This is a genomic window from Bradyrhizobium sp. SZCCHNR1015 (assembly GCF_032489875.1).
Taxonomy (GTDB): Bacteria; Pseudomonadota; Alphaproteobacteria; order Rhizobiales; family Xanthobacteraceae; genus Bradyrhizobium.
In genome coordinates, this window is the sequence record NZ_JAUEYW010000003.1 from 302098 (window position 1) to 320270 (window position 18173).

General features: G+C 60.2%; 11 protein-coding genes and 2 pseudogenes. 6 read left to right on the plus strand and 7 right to left on the minus strand.

Annotated features, from left to right (window positions below; translation table 11 throughout):
* Nucleotides 1–456: 456 nt before the first annotated feature.
* Both QX128_RS07900 and QX128_RS07905 read right to left on the minus strand, forming a co-directional pair.
* Nucleotides 457–723 carry a conjugal transfer protein TraD gene (locus QX128_RS07900; RefSeq protein ID WP_316237138.1) on the minus strand — a complete coding sequence of 89 codons (267 nt, stop codon included), beginning with the start codon at nucleotides 721–723 and terminating at the stop codon, nucleotides 457–459.
* Nucleotide 724: 1 nt separating this feature from the next.
* A complete protein-coding gene (locus QX128_RS07905) occupies nucleotides 725–1051 on the minus strand; it encodes a conjugal transfer protein TraD (RefSeq protein ID WP_316237139.1) in 327 nt (108 codons plus the stop codon).
* 171 nt (nucleotides 1052–1222) lie between these two features.
* Between QX128_RS07905 and traA the strand changes: the two genes are divergently transcribed.
* The 4 genes and pseudogenes from traA (at nucleotide 1223) to QX128_RS07925 (ending at nucleotide 7117) form a co-directional block, all read left to right on the plus strand.
* A complete protein-coding gene (gene traA / locus QX128_RS07910) occupies nucleotides 1223–4222 on the plus strand; it encodes a Ti-type conjugative transfer relaxase TraA (protein WP_316237140.1) in 3000 nt (999 codons plus the stop codon).
* A gap of 129 nt (nucleotides 4223–4351) precedes the next feature.
* Nucleotides 4352–4567: an AlpA family transcriptional regulator gene (locus tag QX128_RS07915; protein ID WP_316237208.1), complete on the plus strand. Its 216-nt coding sequence runs from the start codon at nucleotides 4352–4354 to the stop codon at nucleotides 4565–4567.
* A gap of 767 nt (nucleotides 4568–5334) precedes the next feature.
* A pseudogene (locus QX128_RS07920) lies at nucleotides 5335–5583 on the plus strand (SOS response-associated peptidase); the annotation flags it as partial.
* A 244-nt stretch (nucleotides 5584–5827) separates the two neighbouring features.
* Nucleotides 5828–7117 carry a DUF6602 domain-containing protein gene (locus QX128_RS07925; RefSeq protein WP_316237141.1) on the plus strand — a complete coding sequence of 430 codons (1290 nt, stop codon included), beginning with the start codon at nucleotides 5828–5830 and terminating at the stop codon, nucleotides 7115–7117.
* A 91-nt stretch (nucleotides 7118–7208) separates the two neighbouring features.
* Here QX128_RS07925 and QX128_RS07930 read toward each other — a convergent pair whose 3' ends face one another.
* On the minus strand, nucleotides 7209–7865 hold the full coding sequence (locus QX128_RS07930; RefSeq protein WP_316237142.1) for a hypothetical protein: 657 nt from the start codon (nucleotides 7863–7865) through the stop codon (nucleotides 7209–7211).
* Between the two features lie 41 nt (nucleotides 7866–7906).
* The gene (locus tag QX128_RS07935) at nucleotides 7907–9805 is read right to left on the minus strand and encodes a hypothetical protein (protein WP_316237143.1); all 1899 of its coding nucleotides are present in this window, start codon (nucleotides 9803–9805) and stop codon (nucleotides 7907–7909) included.
* Between the two features lie 869 nt (nucleotides 9806–10674).
* Here QX128_RS07935 and QX128_RS07940 point away from each other — a divergent pair.
* Both QX128_RS07940 and QX128_RS07945 read left to right on the plus strand, forming a co-directional pair.
* Nucleotides 10675–11972 (plus strand): annotated as a pseudogene (locus QX128_RS07940) (DUF2130 domain-containing protein).
* Nucleotides 11973–12293: 321 nt separating this feature from the next.
* Complete coding sequence (locus QX128_RS07945; protein WP_316237144.1) at nucleotides 12294–15026, plus strand: AAA family ATPase; 2733 nt, start codon at nucleotides 12294–12296, stop codon at nucleotides 15024–15026.
* Here the strand turns inward: QX128_RS07945 and QX128_RS07950 are convergent.
* The 3 genes from QX128_RS07950 to QX128_RS07960 form a co-directional block, all read right to left on the minus strand.
* Nucleotides 15023–15502, minus strand: a complete 480-nt coding sequence (locus QX128_RS07950; protein WP_316237145.1) for a hypothetical protein — start codon at nucleotides 15500–15502, stop codon at nucleotides 15023–15025. The two genes, QX128_RS07945 and QX128_RS07950, sit on opposite strands and share 4 nt — an antisense overlap.
* Complete coding sequence (locus QX128_RS07955) at nucleotides 15499–15750, minus strand: hypothetical protein (protein ID WP_316237146.1); 252 nt, start codon at nucleotides 15748–15750, stop codon at nucleotides 15499–15501. The genes QX128_RS07950 and QX128_RS07955 overlap by 4 nt, the downstream gene beginning before the upstream one ends.
* 1270 nt (nucleotides 15751–17020) lie before the next feature.
* The gene (locus tag QX128_RS07960) at nucleotides 17021–18139 is read right to left on the minus strand and encodes an alpha/beta hydrolase (RefSeq protein ID WP_316237147.1); all 1119 of its coding nucleotides are present in this window, start codon (nucleotides 18137–18139) and stop codon (nucleotides 17021–17023) included.
* Nucleotides 18140–18173: the final 34 nt, after the last annotated feature.

Consider the following 18173-nt stretch of genomic DNA (forward strand, 5'->3'; position numbering starts at 1 on the left):
TTCGAACAGCGGCCAAATCAAGCCCGGTCTTCGGCCGATCCATGGGGACTCACCGCCATTGCCATGGGACGACCTGCCAATCGAATGCGCCTGCCCCAGTTGAAATGCGCGCGAAGCTGATCCATGACGTCGGATATGGCGCCGGGACGTCGAAGACCGCCGCCTCAGCATGATACCGTATCAGAATGCGCTCGCTGCCGAACTAACAGCGACGCTCCTCTCGACGCTGATCGGCTCGATGATCTCAACTGCATCCCCAGCCTGTGGGTCGGCGTGGGGTCCAGGGACCGATCGACGTCCTAAATGTTTGATAAACCTCGCACCTGTGGGGTCAATGTTCGGAGCCGAAACACATTTGGCGGATCGCGAGTTCCTTCGCCCCGCTTCTAGCGCCGATCGCATACTAGAACGACGCTCCGCGCACGCAGTCGCTCGGCGGACTACCATTATCGTGCATCAACGATGTGCTGCTGAAACAGTTCGATCTGTCCCCTTGTGTGTTGCCGGATCCGCCTCAAACGCTTGCTTCCCCTTCGCTACCCACAGCGCTCGCGCCCGTTCGCCCTGACCGCTTTGGAGCTTGTCGGCCATCCAGAGCAGCGCGCCGAAAATCGTGGCGCGGTCGTCGCCGGTCAGGTCTACGATACCGGCTTTCACGACGAGGCCGCCGAGTTCGATTAGATGCCGCGTGCGCCGGCGGCGCTCGACCTGCCACGTGCGCATGTTATGTCGCGCCCTTGCGGCCTGATGCCGGTTGCGTGCCGCTCGGTTGCGCAGGAGCGCCATCCGCGTTTCGGTCAGCTGGCGGCGCAGTTCGCCGTGCCCGGCTTTGAAAAAACGCGGCCCCGCGTTTGGCCCATGCCTCCCTCTTTCCGGCTTCTTTTGTCTCGGCTAGCACGACCAGCGCGCCCGCCAGTTCGTTGGCGTTAAGCGCGTCTGCCCCGGTAGCAATCACCAGTTCACCGAGTTGCTGCACTTTGCGGGTCTTCAGTCCTCGCGCCTTGTCTTCGAGCGCTTTTAGTGCTGCGTCGAAGTCCCGTGGTTTGCGCATCATCGTCTCCGTCAGGGTTGATGGAGAAATGATAGACGAGCACCCGGCACAATGCTGTAAGGTCGCCAGGACGGCCTGGGACGCGGTAGTCCCTCCCGAGAATTTTTCGAGGGAGGGCGCGCTTATACGTCGTTCCGACGTGCGCTCTGCCGTGCCACTGATCTGATCGCGATGGCGATCTATCATCTTCACGTCAAGGTCATTGGCCGCAAGTCTGGCTCCAGTGCGGTAGCGTCGGCCGCCTACCGCTCGGGTTCGCGGCTGCGCGACGAGCGCCTTGAGCGTAGCCACGATTTTTCGGGAAAGCGCGGCGTCGTCCATTCTGAGGTGATGTTGCCGGAGAACGCGCCGCCAGCATGGCGCGATCGCGAACGGCTTTGGAACGATGTCGAAGCCTTCGAAGTCCGCAAGGACGCGCAGCTTGCCCGTGAAGTCGAATTCGCCCTTCCGCGCGAGATGAGTGAGGCACAGAGCATCGAACTCGCCCGCGACTTCGTTCGGGGCGAATTCGTCGATCGGGGCATGATCGCCGATCTCAATGTGCATTGGGATATGGCCGAGGACGGCGTGCCCAAACCCCATGCCCACGTCATGCTGACCATGCGCGCGGTGGACGAGACCGGTTTTGGCCGGAAAGTGCGGGAGTGGAACCGCACCGAGATGGTGGAGCGCTGGCGCGAACGCTGGGCGGAGCTTGCCAACGAGCGGCTGGCCGAGCTCGACATCGACGCGCGGATCGACCACCGCAGCCTCGAAGCACAGGGCCTCGCGCTTGAACCGCAAAGCCAGATCGGTGCGCCGGCGCAGCGGATCGAAGGCGAAGGAATCGAGGCCGCTGACCGCGCCGAGATGCACCGCGAGATCGCGCGGAACAATGGCGAGAGGATCATTGCCGATCCTTCCGTCGCACTGGATGCGATCACCCAGCAACAATCGACCTTCACGCAGCGCGACATGGCGAAGTTCGCGCATCGGCACAGCGACGGCATCGACCAGTTCAACGAGGTCACGGGCGCGATGCGCGGCGCACCTGGTCTGGTCGAACTCGGCAAGGACGGACGCGGTGAAGATCGCTTCACGACCCGCGAGATGATTGAGGCCGAACAGCGCCTGTATCGCGCTGCTAAACTAATGGCGGAACGGGAGCGCTATGCGGTCAATGATGCTCACAGGCAGGCCGCACTCCTGCGCGCTGAACGGCGCGGGCTTTTGCTTTCCGGCGAGCAGGCCAACGCGCTGGCGCATATCACCGATGGGCGCGATCTCGGCATTGTGGTCGGCTATGCCGGAACGGGAAAGAGCGCGATGCTGGGCGTGGCGCGAGAGGCCTGGGAAGCGGCCGGCTATGAGGTCCGTGGCTTGGCGCTGTCCGGCATCGCAGCGGAAAATCTTGAAAGCGGATCGGGCATATCGTCCCGCACCATTGCCAGCCTGGAGCATGGCTGGGGACAAGGCCGCGACCTGCTCAGGTCGCGCGATGTGCTGGTGATCGACGAGGCGGGCATGGTCGGCACGCGCCAATTGGAACGCGTTCTATCCCATGCGGCAGAGGCCGGCGCGAAAGTCGTGCTGGTCGGCGATCCCCAGCAGTTGCAAGCAATAGAAGCGGGCGCGGCCTTTCGTTCGATTCACGAACGACACGCCGGCGCGGGAATCAGCGAAGTGCGCCGTCAGCGGGAAGACTGGCAGCGCGACGCCACGCGCGATCTCGCCACTGGCAAAACCGGTAATGCGCTTGAAGTTTATCGCTCCCGCGGCATGGTGCATGAGGCCCAGACCCGCGAACAGGCGCGCGGCGATCTGATCGAGCGCTGGAACCGAGACCGGCAGGCGTCGCCTGACAAGAGCCGGATCATCCTCACTCATACCAACGACGAGGTCCGGGCGCTTAACGAGGCGGCGCGCGGGCGGATGCGGGCTGCGGGTGATCTGGGGGATGACGTCCGCCTGACCGTCGAGCGCGGCGCGAGAGATTTTGCCAGCGGAGACCGCGTCATGTTCCTGCAGAACGAGCGCGGCCTTGGCGTGAAGAACGGCACGCTCGGGTCCATCGAGCGGGTCAGCGCGCAATCCATGACCGTGCAGACCGACGATGGCCGATCGGTTCGCTTCGAACTCAAGGATTATGACCGGATCGACCATGGCTATGCCGCGACCATCCACAAGGCGCAGGGCATGACGGTAGACCGCACCCATGTGCTGGCGACGCCGGGCATGGACGCCCATGGCAGCTATGTCTCCCTGTCGCGGCACCGCGACGGCGTCCACCTGCATTACGGCCGGGACGATTTTGCCGGTCAGGACCGGCTTGTCCGCACCCTGTCCCGCGACCGGGCCAAGGAGATGGCCTCGGACTACGAGCGTGCCGATCCGGTCCAGAGCTACGCCGAGCGGCGTGGGATCACCTTCCGCGAGCGCGTGACCGAGATTGTGCGCATGGTCGTGCCGGAAAAGCTGCGGGACATGTTCGACGGCCTTCGCTCTCCTGGAGATGCGCCCGGCCCGGATGGCGGACGGAGGCCGGAGCGGGAAACGCCGGAAAGGGAATGGAGCGGTACCGGAGCCGAGCGGCGCGAAGCCGAAGCGCCGGAAAGGAGTGTGGCGGCAGACCCGGAAAAGGAATTGCGTCGCGTGCGTACCCAGGCGCTCGTGCGCCATGCCCGCGCCGTGGATGCGATCTTCGAGGTGCAGGAGATGGGCGGCGAGGCAAGTCCCGAGCAGGTGAAAGAACTACAAAAGGCCCGCCAGGTCTTCGAGGAGGTGCGGCCCTATGGCTCGCACGACGCCGAAGCCGCCTACAAGAAGAACCCAGAACTGGTCCGCGAGGCGGCCAGCGGCCGGCTCGACCGCGCCATCCGCGCGCTTCAGCTCGAAACCGAACTGCGCATCAATCCGGGCCGCCGCGCCGACCGCTTCGTGGAGGACTGGCAGAAGCTCGACAACATCAGCGAGCGCCAGTATCAGGCGGGCGATATCTCCGGCTACAAGGCCACGCGCTCGGCGATGGGCGACATGGCCAGAAGCCTCGAACGCGATCCGCAACTGGAATCCCTCCTCGACAACCGCAAGCGGGAACTCGGGATCGCGTTCGAATCGGGCCGCCGGCTCGGCCTCGAATTGGCCTTCACACATGGCATCGACCTCGGCAGAGGCCGGGGCCTAGGAATTTGAGCAATCCGATTTACTGCCGATTGTTCGCCACAGTACGATGACGTGTGAAATCCTCTTGCGCGTCCTTGAATGCATGCCTTGTCTGGTCTCAGCAGTCGTCAGAAACAGCCAGCGGAAGGCAGCGCGGCCATGCGAGAACGAGACCGTATCGTCCGCTTGAAAACCGTTCTTGCCCGAACTGGGCTGTCCCGGTCCACCATCTACCGCAAGATCGCCGAGGGCACGTTCCCGACCCAGATCAAGATCAGCGTCAACGGGACCGGCTGGCATGAATCCGACATCAACCGATGGATCGCAGATCCCGTCTCGTGGCGTCCGAAAGGCGAGTTCGATGAAGTAGGGTGAGCTCTACGGCTTGTCCTTCTGCCGGCGGAGGTGGGCCGGGCCTGCGGCAGGCTTGAAAGTGGCATTATTGCGCCCCCGCTTCGCGGCTTCGGCCTTGACTGCCTGCCACTGGCCTGGTCGGGGTCCCCAAGCAGACGGACTCGCGTTACCTCGTCACATGAGGCGTTGGTGGGTGCGTTACGCCGTCACGGATCGTGCGTTACACCGTTACAAGTAACGTTCGGCCGCACGCCAGTTCGGCGCGCCGCCGAGAATTTCCCGACATAGTTCCCGGACCGCTGTCGCGGCCCCGGATTGACCCTCACTCCGCCGCCTGCGGATAGGCGTCGTTGCCGTGCTCGCCCCTGGCTCCCTTGCGTTCCCGATCAGAGCGTGGCGTCGCAACAGCACCAGCAGCCACGTAGTTCCCGCCGGCAACTGCTCGGTGGCCTCGGCCATGTCGACATATGGCCGCCGTCCGCTTGGCAGCCTCAGGTCGCGCAGCAGGGTCGCCCCGCCTCGCCGGCCCTTTGCCGCACTTCACCCTGGCGCGCGCGAGGAACGGAGCCCCTTCAGATTGATCGGTGCGATGTTATACTGATCTTTTCACATTGATCCAGTGCTGCCGCGTTCGTGGAGTACTCGCGCCACGGCGCAACAGAATCTCGTTTCTGCCGCACTTGATGGCGAGCTGGGACCGATTCAGGACAAGACAGAGACGCGGGATACCAGCTTGAACGATTTGCCTCCCCATAAGAAATTCGCGCGACAGATCGAGCGCATTCACCCGCGGCACGAAGTCCAAGCCGATCCCGGGCCCTCACCTTGTCTATGGATTCCTAACGACATCGCCGAACGCCGTCGTTGCGCCTATTCATCCGAAAGCGATGCCGGTGATCCTGACGAGCGAGGAAGAACGCGACATCTGGATGCGCGCGCCGTGGGACGAGGCCAAGGCGTTGCAGCGGCCTCTGCCTGACAACGCGTTGGAGATCGTGATGCGCGGTCCGGAAAAGGAAGATAAGGCAGCCGGGTAGATCATGGACCGTGCGTTGGAGCACGTGGCGAACGGAGCGGAGAATCTGGCACCGGCTCTGGCGGCAGCTGCGGCGTGTTGATCTTGTTGCGGTTCCGGTAAGGATCACCGAGCGTCGAAGTCGGCAGAGGGCTGATTCGTGCTCACCTCGACGGTCGCATCGTATCTTGAGACACTCGAGGCGGAACAGCGGCGCGCCGTCGGGCGCCGCTCAAGCAGCAGCACGCTCCCAGGGAAGACACCCCATGATTACCAGCCTTGCGAACATCCTGCAGGACCTTCAACAGGCAGAGGCCGCCAAGCTCGCACAAGAACACATCACGCATGCGCCAACCATTGGGGCCATGTATGAGGGGTTGACACGGGATTTGCTGGATCGCGCCATCCCGGTCGAGCTCGACGTACGCGTCGTAAGCGGCTTTGTCGAAGGGCACGACGGTCAACTGGGGCCGCAGACAGATGCGATGCTTGTCACGGGCGAAGGCAAACCGGTCCCCTACACCAGCGATTTCGTCTGGCCGATCCAGAATGTACTCGCCGTTTTCGAAGTGAAGAAGAATCTGTACGGCGCGGATCTGGACGACGCCTTTCAGAAACTCCGCAACATCAACGATATGTTCGGCGCTTACGTGCAAAGCGTGCAACCACAGTTTGACGTCACCTCCGCTTTCACAGCCTTCGCGCGCCTTACTGGCCTTTATCCCAGGAGGCGGGCGGAGCTAATGCAATTGCCAGAGGAAGTGCGGTATTTTTACCATTTGCTCGTCACGGAGTTGACTGGCCCAATACGAGTCGTCCTTGGTTATGAAGGCTACGTTGACGAGGCCGGTCTTCGCTACGGCTTCTCTGACTATATTGAGCAGAATAAAGCCACACGCGGCTTTGGGCTCGGCTCCTTTCCGAGCTTGGTCATTTGCCGGAGCAACAGCCTGCTCAAAATGAACGGTCAGCCTTACATCTCTCCCCTTCTGGATGACTGGTGGATCGCAGTTGTGTCAAACAACGAGAATCCTATCAGAATCTTGCTCGAACTGATTTGGACGCGGTTGTCCAATCAATTCAAGCAGTACCTTCCAATGAACGATACGCTGCAGATGGAGCGACTTGCGCCTTTCCTTTTGACAAGGATTGGACAAACGGGACAGACCGTCGGCTGGGAGTTTCAACATTTCGAGTTGGATAAGAAGGAACTGGCGACGATTGAATCAAGCCAGTGGGCTCCGCGTGAGGTGAATACGAACGAGTGGGTCATCTTGCAGCAAGCTGCAAGTGAAGGAGAACTTGATGTTCGTGATCCGGGCTTTCGCGAATGGGCGCAAAACGAAAAGCTCGATCCTGATGAAGCCATCGCTGGACTGGTAGCCGATCGCCTGCTGGCATGGATTGATGAATCCCACGTACGCATCTTGACGCCCGGTAACCTGATCACGGCGTTTATGCCTTCAGGGCAGACCGTCGTCACAGCCGAAGACGAGCTTGCAGGCCTGTGGATGATGGAACAACTCGACGCGCGCAAAAAGGCATCCGAGGAATGAAGAGTTCGTCGGTGGTGCCATCCGCTGTATAGTCTGCACATGCTCGACCAGCGTACTTCTGCACCGCAGCGTGCGGCTATCTGGCTTCTCGCTACTCGGCATTAGGAGTTGCTGCCGCTTGCACCTCAACCGATTGGCTCGATCCGAGCACTGCGGTCCAATGTGCAACGAGCGCAGCTATGGCCATCAACGTTAGAACAGCGAACACGGTCGGCTCTAGTCCGGGAAGTACGGTGCCGTTTGCAACACAGGGATCCGGAAGGTCTTTCATGAAATCGGTGCAAATGCGGGCCGGGTCGTTAATTGTCTTGGCGAGCACGGTCCAATCGAAGAGTCCAACGGGTTTTTTACTGCCGTCGTTCAACATCACTGTTGCCGTGACAAATGCGTGCCAAAAGAAGATCAGCGCGATCGCCGGGATGATTGAGAATATCGAAAGCATGGTGCCTTGAAAAATCCTGCCTTCGCGCGAACCGGTATCGATATCTTCGAAACCGACAATTGGAATGCGTCGATGCCAGAGAGGGCCGCCGCGCAACGCAAAAAAGCGCCCGATGCACGACGCGGCGAACAACAGTATTGTGCAGATCGGAATCGCGATCATGGCGGCAGGTGTCTTGTTGGAGACGACAAGTTTTGCTCCGAAAATCTCATTGCCGCCCTGGACCACGATCCACGTATTGAGCGCGTAGTAAAGCAGCACCGCGCTCACGACGAACCAGATTTTTGCGATTTGAGCCTGGGTCACATGATCCCCGCCGACATGAGAGCGGACTTGCCGCTAGACTTCTAGTGAGAGATTTCGGCTGTTCCGGCAAGGGCGGTCCCATTATCGGAAAAGCGCAAAGTTACGGGTGTTTGCCCCGCCTTCACGAGGACCGGGCGCACATCGTAGTGCAAGGAAAGCTCCTGATCGGGGATGCGGACCTCGCCGCGAAGTTCCGGAATAAAGGGTGCGGCGCTGAAACCGATTGTGTTCACCAAGGGGGCAATCGGAGCGCAAGCGATATCCATGTTATAGCTCGACAAAATAATATCACGCGGAGCTGGACGTATTTGCGCGACGAGACCAGACGTTCGCAGCTTCAAATCATACCCCAAACTGCCATCCTCGGCTCTGGTGTGATGAGCCTCCGCGGTCACGTCGAGGTTCTGGTTCGGCAGAGTGACGGAGACACGTTTGCTTTGGCCCCATGGAGCCTGGCAGGCAAGGTGTCCTACGATGTCTAGGGGCGTGAAGTGAATATGAGTATCAGCACTTCCCTGCCCTCCGAGCAAAAGCGACAACTTGGCGCTATCGAGCTTTGGGGTGAATACCGCACTTTGGACACAAGCCGTGAGCGAGGCCGAACCGGTACCGAAGCTGCCATCGATATTTGCGAAGTTTCCAGTATGCGCGATGGCATCGACAACACCCTTGCCGCCTTCACACGCGAGCTTCAGGGTCGTTTTCTCCGTCTCGCAAGCCGCCTTGTTAGCAGCATAAATTGAGTTCTGAGTAGCTTTTGCGGCCTCGCATACCGGATCGTTGGTGTGGATCCAACAGCCACCGACGAAGGGGCGACTAATACATCCGCCGCAGCTACGCTCGTCGTGAGGCTGATCGCAACGCTTAGAGGGGGTGCAATCGATGAGGCTCGCCGCCGGGAGATTGACTTTTTTCTCGAACTCCTGCTTCGGGATGTCGGTAGAAGCTGTCAGACAAAGGTGGGATTGCAGGAATGCAGAATTTAGAATGATGGCAATGAGGGATTTGGACACAGCTACGGTAGTGTGCTTGGGCCAGTCGGCGATGCCGAGACCATCCTTTACTCGCTGGTCCACGAGTTCTTTCAGATCCTTGAACGCGGCTCCGCCAGTTTGAGGACCTGACGAAGGCTTGGGATCGGTGGGGAACGCCAGTTTGACAACCCCGATGATCCGGTTGCGATCAATCAACCATGCGATGGCTGCGACGCGCGCGGGAGAGGAAATGGGGTTGCCGGTGACTTTCACCTCGATTTTCGTTTGGCCGGAGGTTGAGGCCTGGAAGGAGTGATTTGCCGACTCCGCCGGGAGAGGACTGATCGGGACGGAGATCCGCGTAAATTCGAGATGGCTCAATCCTCCAGAGATCCGATCCGCATAACCATTCAGCCAGCTGACGATGGAGTCGGCCGCACCGGTCATATCGGCGGTATCTCTTCCGAGAAGTTGACCGAGTTCACCAGTATCCACGGTGATTTTGTCGACCTTGATATTGCGGAAGACAGGCAGAAGCCGGAAGACGATCGCGGTAACCTGATCATTTGTCGCGCCTTCGGTCGCGCTTTCGACGGCGATACCGAACGAGATACGTCCAACCACATGGGGATGCAGCTTGTCGAACAGAGCTTTCAATGCCTGGCGGCTGTCCGGGATGATCTTGCCATCGACAATGCGATCGAGGGTCAAGGAGATGTCGAGGACGTCATTGTCTCCAGACAGCTTGATTTCGGTGATGCCAGCGGCTTGGACTTCGGAACGCGCGAGCACCAAAGCCCGAAGGTCGTCAAACGCGACACCGATACCGACGTTGACATCGGCACTCGAGCGAAGCGCATCTAGAGCGGTCTTGATCGCGCGCTGGCTCTGTTGATCCGCGGTGACGGCAGGATATTTGGTGTTCACGAGGTCTTCGAGCGGGCCGCAGCGAGCGCTGTCGATCATGGCACCCAACATCATAGAAGCGATTGCCACGATCAGTGCCGCGCGCTGCGACGTTCGTTCGCGCTTGGACCGCGAAAGGTTATCGCAACACGCACTCAATATGAATGACAACACTGCCACGTCTCCTCAATGAGCTTTGGAAATACATCAATGACCAAAATTGGACGGTCGGCGGTACCATCTACAGTTGAACTATCTTATGACATTGCGCCAACGGACAATGGCATTTTCCCGCACCTCATGAAGAATTCTGTTGAAACACAAGAGCCGCTGGCCTTGACCGTCCGCGCGCTCCGAAGGCGCCTGCCGACCACTCTGTTCAGTCGCTCTTCCGATGGATGCGTTGCCGTGGTCACGGCTTTCGTTTTTGCCGTCGTTCCGCTGTCAGGGGCTTGACATCGTGTTCTTGGTTTGTTCTAGTATTGCACGGAAAACGTACTTCAGCTGGCGGCAACACGAAAAAGAACTCGCGGCCTCGATCCGTAGGTTGAAGCGCGCTCGGCAACCGCAAGTCTTTCCCGATTTATCCGTACTGGAGTGGCGGAGGAATCCTGTGAAAAAGCGCGAGATCGACAGCTGCGCTCGTGATCTCCCGCCTCATCGCCGCAAAAATTCATTTGTTGTTGACGGCGATACGAGCTCGGCCTCCAAACGCCAACCAGCACCAGCCTTAGGCCGCACATGAGGCGGTTGATGTCCGCGCGGAAAATCGCCGCTGCATTTCAAGCTGGTTTCGGTGGAAAAGCCGATGCGGGTGCTCACAACCTTCGACCGGGATGTGGAAATCACGGTACAGCCGCATGCGTGTCGGCTCGCCGTATCACCTTTAGTTCCGGCAAGCCTGGGGGGAGCGACCAAGGAGACGACTCATGAGTTTCAGAGCAACCGCGGCCGGCGCCGCTCAGGAGCCCATCCTTCGATGCCCCAACTGCAACCACGAAATTCCGCTAACCGAATCTCTTGCGGCTCCGCTTTTGGCTGAGACCCGGCAACACTTCCAGCAACAGTTGGCCAACAAGGATGCTGAGGTTTCGCGCAAGACCGAGGCGCTGCGGCTGGAGCGTGAGCAGCTCGCCAGGGACCGTGAGCAGGTTGAGGAACAGGTTTCGAACCGCCTAGCCGCCGAGCGCGGCCAACTGGTCGCCGCGGAAGCCAAGAAAGCCCACGAGGCGGCGGCCGCTGACCTCCTCGCAAAGGAAGCCGAGGCCATTGAGCTCCGGAGAACCTTGGAGGTCAATAATGCCAAGCTTGCCGAGGCCCAGCAACAACAGGCGGAGCTGATGCGTCGGCAGCGCGCCCTGGACGAAGAAAAGCGCGAACTCGATCTCACTGTCGAAAAACGCGTTCAAGCGTCGATCAATCAAATTCAGATCAAAGCCCGCCAGGAAGCTGATGAAGCCGCTCGGCTGCGCGTCGCGGAAAAGGATCAGACGATCGAGTCGATGGCTCGCACGATCGAGGAACTGAAGCGCAAAGCTGAGCAAGGCTCTCAGCAGTCCCAGGGCGAAGTGCTTGAGCTTGAGCTCGAGGTACTGCTGCGTGGGCGTTTTCCGACCGACTTGGTCGAGGCTGTCGGCAAAGGCGAGCTGGGTGCCGATGTTGTCCAGCAAGTCAATGGTTCGATCGGCCAAGCCGCCGGCATCATCCTTTGGGAGTCCAAACCTACCAAAGCGTGGAGCGATGGGTGGACGACCAGCGGCGTTGTGGGGCCGACGTTGCCCTTATCATTTCCCAGGCTCTTCCGAAGCACATCGAGCATTTTGATCTAGTCGACGGGGTATGGGTCGCTCATCCGCGCTATGCTCTCCCGGTTGCTGTCGCTCTTCGTCAGACCCTTATCGAGGTCAGTGGGTCGCGCCTAGCGCAGCACGGACAACAGACCAAGATGGAACAGGTCTATCAATATCTAACCGGCATCAAGTTCCGGCAGAGGGTGGAAGCTGTTGTTGAGAAATTCAACGACATGCGCGAGGACCTCGACAAGGAGCGCAAGTTTATGGGCAGGCAGTGGGCCAAGCGCGAGACGCAAATCCTGTCCGTGATCGAGTCTACAGTGGGCATGGTCGGCGACCTGCAGGCGATTGCCGGCAAAGCCATGCCGGAGATTCCAAGCCTCGATATGCCGCTACTGGAGAGCTCGGCAGAGAGTGAACGAAGGGCTGGATGATGGTCTGGGAAGCCGCGAAGCTTTCTACCCTGCTTCGAACGCGCGGAATTTATGGAATGGCAGTCGTAGCATCCTGACGTCGTGCTGCGCGGCTAGTCTACCGCCAGCAACGCCAAAGGCGGCTCTCCAACAACGCCGTTGTCCGAAGTCGGAATCCTAGGGCGGCGATCGGATTGAGGATACGCGCTCCACGTCGAAGACCGCATAAGCAAGATGCGATGATCGACTGCGCCGGTTGCCCAAATTTTTATTGCACGCTAACCGAGCAAATCTGGTGAGATTTGCGCTGTCCCGTGATACCTTTGGCACGGGGAGGAAACGATGCCGACAACCGTTCCATTTGCTTTTAGCGACACGTCCAACTTCGATCAAAACGTCACGGATTTCTCAGCCGAGCTCGCAAAGCTGGATGCCGTCGCCGGTCCCATTCTGGCGGGCGCGCTCCCCGCCTTGTCCAACGGTGAACAAGACAAAGGCGACTTGCTCGACGCGCTTGAGGAAGCTCTCTCGAGCCCGCCCGCCACTGCGGCACCCAGCGCCGCCCCCAGCCAGCCCGCTTCGCCGCCGCCGAGCCCGGCAACAATAGTTGCTGCGCCAATCCAATGGTTCCTCGAGGGGCTGGAGATCGAAGGCTTTCGCGGCATCAACAACGAAGGCGCGCCGCTCGCGCTGAAATTCAAACCCGATTGCGTCAGCTCCATTACCGCGCCAAACGGCGTCGGCAAGAGCTCGATCTACGATGCATTGAGCTTTGCCTTCCGGGGCAAGATCGACAAGCTGGACCGGCTGCTTCAGGCCGAACGGCCGCAAGACTATTACCTGAACCGGTTTCACCCGGCCGGCCTCGGCACAGTCAAGTTGACCCTGCGGCCCGACAATGGCGGAGCCGCGGTCACGATAACGGTTACCCGCAACGCAGCAGGCCAAAGGAGTGTGTCCGGCCACCAAGATGCCGAAGCCCTTCTCGCAGAACTCAACCGCGAATTCGTGCTTCTCGATGGACAAACCTTTCAAAGCTTCATGGATGAGACGGCGTTGAACCGGGGCCGCTCCTTTTCGGGTCTGCTGGGTCTTGCCCGCTATTCCACCCTTCGCCAGCAGCTGCAGCAACTAAGCCACACGCGGTCCTTCAACTCGCACTTCGATACAAGCGCGCAAGCTGCCAAGAAGGTCGCCGCCGACCGGTCCATCGTCGCGGCGCGAAAAGCCATTGAGACGGACTACGAAGCCCTTGTCCTTGAAAAAATCGCGCCGCAGGCCCCTGCCGCCGATTCGCAAGCGCGCTGCCACGCGGCCTTGGCGGCCATACCCACGTTGTCGCCGCACTGCGACGGCAAGACCTTCATGCAGATCAGCGGCGCCGATTGCCACGCGGCCGTGAACGCCGCTGAAGGCGGTCCCGATAAAGCGCGCCTCGCCTCCCTCATACAAACCGAAGAGCGATGGAAGACGGCGAATAAAGCCACGCCCACCAACGGTGACGCCGAGATACTGCACGGCCTTGCACGCACGCGCGAGGATGCCCTTGCCGGGACTGCGGGAGAACCGCTGCAGCGGCTCTACAAGGTCAGCGACGAAGTTATGTCTGGGGCCGAATGGGCGTCACCGAACCTCTGCCCGACGTGCGGTGTGCAACACGACAGCTCGGTGCTCGACCACGTGCGTGAGAAGCTCGGCCAATATGACGCTGTCGAAACGGCAACCGCGGCCGTGGCTACGGAATGGGCGGCCAAAGGCTGGTCAGACCTGGATGCGCTCGAAAAGCTCGTACTCGGGGAGGACGAGGCCCTCCTTCTCGCGCGTCTGAAACGTTCCGGCGAGGAAGGGACCATCGCGAGCGCGGAAATCACCGCGCTCGCATCGCACATCGCGACGATGCGGGCCAAGGCGGAAGCGGAGATACAAAGGCTCGCAGCCGAAAGTGCCGCCCTTTCAAAAAAGATGCCGCCCTCGCTGGTGACAGTTACACGGGCCATTGAAGCGGCGCAGCGGCTGCAGACAAACTGGGCCACTCTCGAGTCAGCCGGAAGGGAGGCAACCGAGCTCACCGCACGTGGCCAACGCATCGCACGGCTGAAATCCTTCCTCGACGAGGCGAGCGCGGTGTTCGCGCAGGCCGAGTCGGGAATGGCCGCGACCCGGCTCGCAAGGGTTGAACCGCTCTGCCAGGACCTGTTCCATCAAATCATGTTCAGCCCCGTAACGCCGATCCTTCGCAAACCGTCGGGAACGGAAGATCTCACGATCGGCCTGGCAACCTTCTGGACCCTTCACGACGTCTCGGCGCAAGCACTGCTGTCGGAGAGCTACAGGAACGCATTTGCCGTTTCCGTTTACCTGGCGGCTGCCTCCCTCTACGGGGGCGCGCCGCGTTTCATGGTGCTGGACGATGTGACATCGAGCTTCGATGCCGGGCACCAGCATCACCTTGTCGAAGTCATCCGAACACGTTTCGCGCGGCCTCTCCAGGCGAACGGGCCACAAGTGATATTGCTGAGCCACGACACGTTGCTGGAGAAGCTGTTCAACAAGCACTCCGGCTCGCCGGACTGGTCGCATCAAAGGCTCGAAGGAACTGCGCACACGGCCGTGCTCCTGCAGTCGGGCGCGGTCAACAAGGTGCGCGATGCAACGAACACCCTACTGAACCAAGGACGCGTGGACGATGCGGCGCCCCGGCTGCGGCAATATCTCGAATATGTCCTACAAACGATTATCGACAAGTGCCGCATTCCCGTGCCGCCCGATCTCGCGTTTGGCGACGATAAGCGCACACCGGGCGAATACCTCAACGCCATCAAGGCGGCGGTGGAGCTTGAGGATCGGGCCGGCAGCCTCATCCTTGAACCGGCCCAGAAGCAGGCCTTGCAAATGCACTCAGCCACGATCATCGGCAACTTCGTATCCCATTGGGCAACGGGGCAAACGACGGCATTCTCCGCTCCCGCTCTGCTCGGCGTGATGCAGGCGATCGAAAACTATCAGGATTGCTTCAAGTATGAGCCAACGCCTGGAGCTCAAAAGCGGTTCTACGCGACACTCCACAGCCGCTAACCGGCGCGGCAATTTTCTTTTTCTGGTTCGGGGAGACGAGTGGCGATGGACACACGATCCGGCCAGATTGCGACGATCTGCGAATGCATCGACCACTGCTTTGTGTTCACGATATGGTGTGAAGACTTCGCCAAATTCTTCGATGAAGAAGACATCGTCGCGGGCTTGGACAGAGGCGCCGAACTGATGGGCGAGGCAACACGCCTGATGAGCTTTGTGGCCTTGCGAAAGCTCGATGATTTCCTTCGAGGGGCCAAGTCAAAACCGGATGACTTGAGATCTTCGAAGCACATGCAGGAACCATGGTTGACAATGATAACAATAAGCGTCGCCGACTCGTCGAGTTCAAGGACGGTTGCCGCTATGGCAAATTCGGAAAGACTAAGGCCTATGAGCTGATCGCCCACGACAGGATCAGGGCCTACAAGATGGGAGGCAAGACGCTGATCGACCTCGACAGCGTGGATGAATATCACGATTCGCTGCCGAGGATCGAAACGAGACCAAGCCAGGCCGCCGATCTGCGCAGCGAGACGGCGAAGACACCGTCGCGCAGGTTGTAGAGGCAATTAGCCAAATGCTGCATTAAACGCAGGCGTTCGGCGCAACAGGCGGCACGGCCGTAGATGCCGTAGATCTTGTTCTTGCCGCCTTTGTCGAGCTGGCGCCGCCAAGGCGCCAGCGCTTTTTTCTCCGCGTAGTGCACGAGATCGACTTCCACCATTGCTGTTGAACGCGCCCTCCTTGTTGAGTAGGGTCGCCGTTGTCGCGCGGAAGCCGGGCGCACATTGGTCGCCGCCGGGGCCAATATCGCAGCCTATGATCCGCAGCGCCTTGTCCGACATTGGCGCGCCGCCGTCATTGGACGGATGAGTGCTTTCGGCGCCCGTCTGGCACCAAGCGAACCGGTCGACCGCCGAAACCGTCCAGCGCGAGGTAAGTGCCGCTCGGCGTCGTGGGGCATACTAGACGATGTACGCATGGCAGAATCCTCTCTTGCCCGCGTGATATCAAATTAGTTCGATCCGATGGGGAGTCAGAGCCGGGTTCGATTCCGGTTGGGACGATTGTAGAGGCCAGAAGGCATGGGCCGCGCGTGCTGCCGAGGCGCCTGCTGTTTTATTTTTGCGAGCTGATACAGCGCGCGTCATCTTGCTGGTATTTCTGCTGGTATCGGCAGCGATTGACGGATAAAATGACCTTAAATTCAGATGGTTATGGGAATAGGCGACTGCCGGCCAGGGGCACCACGCTTCGCCCTGCGGGCTACGCGTGGCGCAGCCGCGCGAGTAGCCCGCAGGGCGAAGCGTGTCCGGCGAAGCCTCTTGGCGAAGCCGGACGTTTGAGCCCCCCAAGTCTCGCTTGAGCCGCGCTCTCTGATTTCCCATCAACCCTGTCAAACAGCCTGCGCTCGTCGCAGCTACTGACGCCCATGCCACCGCGATCTCGCGACCTGTCAGGCCCGAGCTCTGCTGCAGTCTGGCGTCCTCTTGAATTGAGAGGGCGCAGGGAAGGCCGAGTGCCGACTGGCACCATGGCCCCCGTGCGGAAAAAATGCACGGGGCAGGAACCACAGGCTCAGCCGGAAACAACCCGGCCTTCCCTGCGCAATGGTTTGAACGGCTGCTCCGTGCTCTCCCTGGGGACCGGCTTGCTTGCCCCCGTCATCGACATCGTCGCCGACCAAGACACCAGCGTCGGGGTGTCGGGACCACACGGCTTGACCGTCCGCAAAACGACGTTCGTCCGCACCTCCATGAGATGCTGCGTCGCCCCGCGGCCACCGCTCCCCGCCGCAACGTCCCGTGACGATCGCGATACGCCCCTCTCAGTGCGGGCGGGATGGCCGAAAATGTGCAGGTGATTTGCCCGACGGTGCAAGGGGAATCAGCACGACGGGCAGTTTGTGCAGGGGTGAGATGCGTGGCCGTTAGGAGAAGATTGCGTCACCGAAACTCCCCATACCATCATGGGCCACCGGACCCAACCTCAGCTCACTTCTTGCGTCTGGTCGGCTTTCCCTCGTTTTTGCGCGGCTTGCCGCGTCCTGAAGATGCAGCCCCCGAATCGTACGGAATCCACCAAGCGCGGCCTCCTTCATCGGGGATCGCGGGAAGGCGGCCCGCGATCTTGTTGGCCGGTATTCCAGCCAGAACCTGAACAACATCGTTCAGGACCCAGGGAGACAGACGGTAGTACTGATGTCCGTAGTGGGACCCGCCGTCGTCTCCCTGGGTTGATCCAACATCAGAGCAGTCGATCGAGTTGACCGTCTTGGAAAGCTTGCTCAGATCACGCGGTCCCCACTGTCCCAAGCGAGGATAGTTGTTGAGAAGAATGCTGCCGGACAGCGACAGCGCCAGGTCACCGCCGTTCTTGTATACGAGAACTTTCTTGGCAAGGGTGATCAATGGCTTCAGTTCGCTGGCCTTTGACAAGGCGTCGTAGTTGACGTCGGCCGCCATCAGAAACGCGCTTTCGAATAGCAGAGTGTTGCGTTCTTTCGCGGGTATCAGCTGAACGGCGTTTTGAAGTGCATAATTTCCCATCGAATGAGGGACGAGGTGCAAGACCGGGAGGTTGGCTTTAAGCGCCCTGAGAACGGCGAATAACCTGCGAAGCGAGTCGGCGACGGCATTGGCGGACTTGGCGGCCGCATCACGATCCGCCTTGTAGCTCGCCAAGTCCAATTTTCCTTGGGATGGCCATGAGAAGCAGAAGATGTCTGCCGCTTTGTAGTTTGACATGACCTGCGCGGCACGGCTCATCGAACCTAAAAAGGTCGAATCGAAACCCGGCAGCAATATCAGGCCATATTGCGACGCGCGGGCCGATGCGAGCTCCGCGGCGACGCGATCGCGCGCGAACGCCACGATGTCATTGTGATTTTGCGTGGTCGGCTGGAACACCGACGCGTCGATCGGCGGATCAATTTGCACCGAATTGGAGTCCGGCACCCAACCGGTATCCGGAAGGTTGGACAGCCGGTAGACGTCGATGGATCCCGTGACATAGTGCTTCGGATTGTTGTCTCTGTACTTTGGCCCGAACAGATCGGGACCTGGAACAGGATTTCGATTGGTCGCGAATCGAACGCGGACTCGGTCGGTCATGCTGCTTCTCCCAGGCTTTGAGTGTCACACTTCA